Annotated in this window: 4 protein-coding genes and 2 rRNA genes; 2 read left to right on the forward strand and 4 right to left on the reverse strand. The window is 40.8% G+C overall.

The window, feature by feature from the left end; all coding sequences use genetic code 11:
• Together FYJ62_RS10305 and rrf are read left to right on the forward strand one after the other, a co-directional pair.
• Positions 1–122 (forward strand): 23S ribosomal RNA (locus FYJ62_RS10305); the annotation flags it as partial.
• A 67-nt stretch (positions 123–189) separates the two neighbouring features.
• Positions 190–306 (forward strand): 5S ribosomal RNA (gene rrf / locus FYJ62_RS10310).
• 236 nt (positions 307–542) lie between these two features.
• On the opposite strand, the gene FYJ62_RS10315 is transcribed toward rrf, so the two are convergent.
• From FYJ62_RS10315 to FYJ62_RS10330, 4 genes are all read right to left on the reverse strand, one after another.
• Positions 543–914 (reverse strand): DUF234 domain-containing protein, encoded by a 372-nt coding sequence (locus FYJ62_RS10315; protein ID WP_154549558.1) that lies wholly within the window; start codon positions 912–914, stop codon positions 543–545.
• 164 nt (positions 915–1078) lie between these two features.
• On the reverse strand, positions 1079–1825 hold the full coding sequence (locus FYJ62_RS10320) for a hypothetical protein (RefSeq protein WP_154549559.1): 747 nt from the start codon (positions 1823–1825) through the stop codon (positions 1079–1081).
• A 647-nt stretch (positions 1826–2472) separates the two neighbouring features.
• A complete protein-coding gene (locus FYJ62_RS10325) occupies positions 2473–2814 on the reverse strand; it encodes a hypothetical protein (RefSeq protein WP_229771904.1) in 342 nt (113 codons plus the stop codon).
• Positions 2815–2825: 11 nt separating this feature from the next.
• On the reverse strand, positions 2826–2915 hold a 90-nt coding region (locus FYJ62_RS10330), incomplete at its 5' end, for an IS3 family transposase (protein WP_154486841.1).

Here is a 2915-nt window from a genome sequence, read left to right on the forward strand (position 1 = left end):
TGAGATTTCCCATTTCTTCAAGAAAGTAAGACACCTCAGAGACGATGAGGTAGATAGGCCGGGAGTGGAAGAGCCGCGAGGCTTGGAGCGGACCGGTACTAATCAGTCGAGGACTTGACCAAAGCGAAGCGATCCGGTTTTGGATTGGAGTTAAGTATTCAGTTTTGAGCGTGCAAGCTCAAAGAGAAGTGCGGTGGCAGTGGCAAGAAGGATACACCTGTTCCCATGCCGAACACAGAAGTTAAGCTTCTTCGCGCCGAAAGTAGTTGGTGGGAAACTGCCTGCAAGGATAGGGCGCTGCCGCGCGAATAGAGAGTCAGACGAAAGTCTGGCTCTTTTTTTGGGCTCTATAATATTTCTTACTGATGGATGTCAAGTAATACATCCGTCGGTAAGATTTTTTGTTTAAAATAAAAACATACTAATCTAGTGTTGGATGATTACTCGACGGAGTAGTCGTTTGGATTCATTGAAAACTGTTTTCGGTATTGATGTTAGCAGCCGGAAGTCTAACGTATGCATTATGGTCAATGGCCAAAAAGTTAATGACTATGCCATTTCCAATAGGTATCTAGTATTTGCGGACTAAGCTTCTCTGCCTTGCGCCACTTGCATTCACCAATAATTGCTTCTTTTTTGTCATAACTCACGGCAACCAAATCGACGTCATCTTGCCGCTTAAGGGTAGGATTGTAGCCCCACCAGCTGCTAATTTCCTGCGGGTCGAAGGGGAGGTCGTCTTGTCTCCAGGTCCATTCCCTGCAGGCTTTTTCAAAAACTGGTCCTAAAAAGTTTGGTAGATCCGCCATGATTCTGGTCAAGAGACCGCTTGTCTGATTAAGTGAAATCGGACTTTGGTGGCCTAAAACCTGGTGCTGCATAAAGGACATCGAGAATCCGCAAAGAATCAGCATGATATTGTCGTACTCTTTAAAAAATGTGGTCGATAGCAAACTGAAGAAGGGGCGCGCTTTGGCTGGCACTCTATAGAAGTTGGACTACGCCGTAACTAATTGTATATAAAAAAGATCGACATGATCCACGAATTGTGGACTGACGATCTTTTTGTGTCGGATATTTACTTGTAGCGGGAAGGGATGGTGAAGTGGGAGTTATAGTAGATAGGCGGGTTATGGTGTGTGAAGTCATAATTCAGAGGTTCAATAATAATTGGGTACAAGTAAACTTTACCGCCCTTTAAGTAATAATAAAGGTTTACATTGCCGGATATCATATCAACCATATCAACATAGACAGCTTCACCCTTTTTAATTTTAAATTTTTTCGTCGCGCCAGCTATCAACTGCTTCCGAACGCTTGATTTGCTGCCTTTGACAATATCTGTAATGCTCAATCCTTTCCCATTTTTAAGCGAGTAGGTCCAGCCCCCAATAACATGATAGGGTATTTTTTTATTGTTAATTTGATAGCCAGTCCACCAGTTCTTGTCTACTTTAAATGAAATGATGCCGTTCTTATTGTAGGAAACGCTTGTTTTCGTAAGGTCATAGTAAGTGTCTTTTTTTATGGCACCGGCCAGTTGGGAATAGCCTCGTGTAGCTCTGGTAAATGAACTCTTCTCGCTACTGTAGATCTTCTTCAAGTCCTTGTTGATCTTTTTAATGGCTGCCGATTTTCCTTTAAGTTGCGGCAAGTTAAATGAGAACTTTGCCTTTACCCCATTTTTGTACTTCTTATTTATCTTGTACTGCTTAAAGGAAACCTTGGCAGACTTTGTAGTACTGCTTGCTTGTACCTTTGGACCAGTTGCCAGGCCTGCTAGTGTAGTTAATGCAAGCGCACTGGCCACAATTAATTTCTTCATAGTTTTCTCCTTAACATTGATGAAGTAACCGATTACAAACCGATTTTACCACTAAAAAGAAAATATGAGAAGAAAAAATAGATATTTTTTATCAGACTATCATGACAGACACCTAGCTGTTATGAGGTGCCCTACAATTGTTAGACATAAGCATCTAACGATTGTGGGGTATTTTTATGACCAAATATACAATAGAAATTGCTTCTAATCATCGTAAGCACCCAATAGCAGAGTATATTAAAATCCCATCCTAGCAATGCTAAGATGGGATTAATCAGTTTATGGGACTTTATTTACAGTGGAGCTGGATATTCTAAGCCCATGGTAAATAGGCTTCCATACGTTGAGTGTCTAATAATGACAGCTCAACCCCTTTGGACTTTAGATTGAGAACGAGCCTGTTCTTTGGAAGCTTATTCCTAGGTCTGAGTTTGTCCTTCGGCAGCTCGAGCGGTACGATTGGATGTTCAGTCATAATATCGTGTTCCTCCGTATTCAATTGTTAAGAATAGTGTATGACTATTGACCGGGGGTTGATAGATACTGCGCTATTGGGTGCTTACGGTCTACGATGACTAAATCAGAATATACAAAAAGATCGACATGATCCACGAATTGTGGACTGACGATCTTTTTGTGTCGGATATTTACTTGTAGCGGGAAGGGATGGTGAAGTGGGAGTTATAGTAGATAGGCGGGTTATGGTGTGTGAATTCATAATTCAGAGCTTCAATAATATCTGGGTACAAGTAAACTTTACCGCCCTTTAAGTAATAATTAAGGCGTATACCGTACTTGTCGTTTAATATATCAGAATATATAGTTTCACCCTTTTTAATTTTAAATTTTTTCGTCGCGCCAGCTATCAACTGCTTCCGAATGCTTGATTCGCTGCCTTTGGCAATATCTGCAATGCTCAATCTTTTCCCATTTTTAAGCGAGTAGGTCCAGCCCCCAATAACATGAAGTGCCATAGAAAAGTTAGACATTTTATAAAATCTTAAATAGTTGCCATTACACGATCTCTATATTTTACAGGGGTCGTGTAATTTAGTTTATTGGACCGTCTGATGTTGTTAAACCAATATAT

This window comes from Lactobacillus porci (assembly GCF_009695985.1).
Lineage (GTDB): Bacteria > Bacillota > Bacilli > Lactobacillales > Lactobacillaceae > Lactobacillus > Lactobacillus absianus.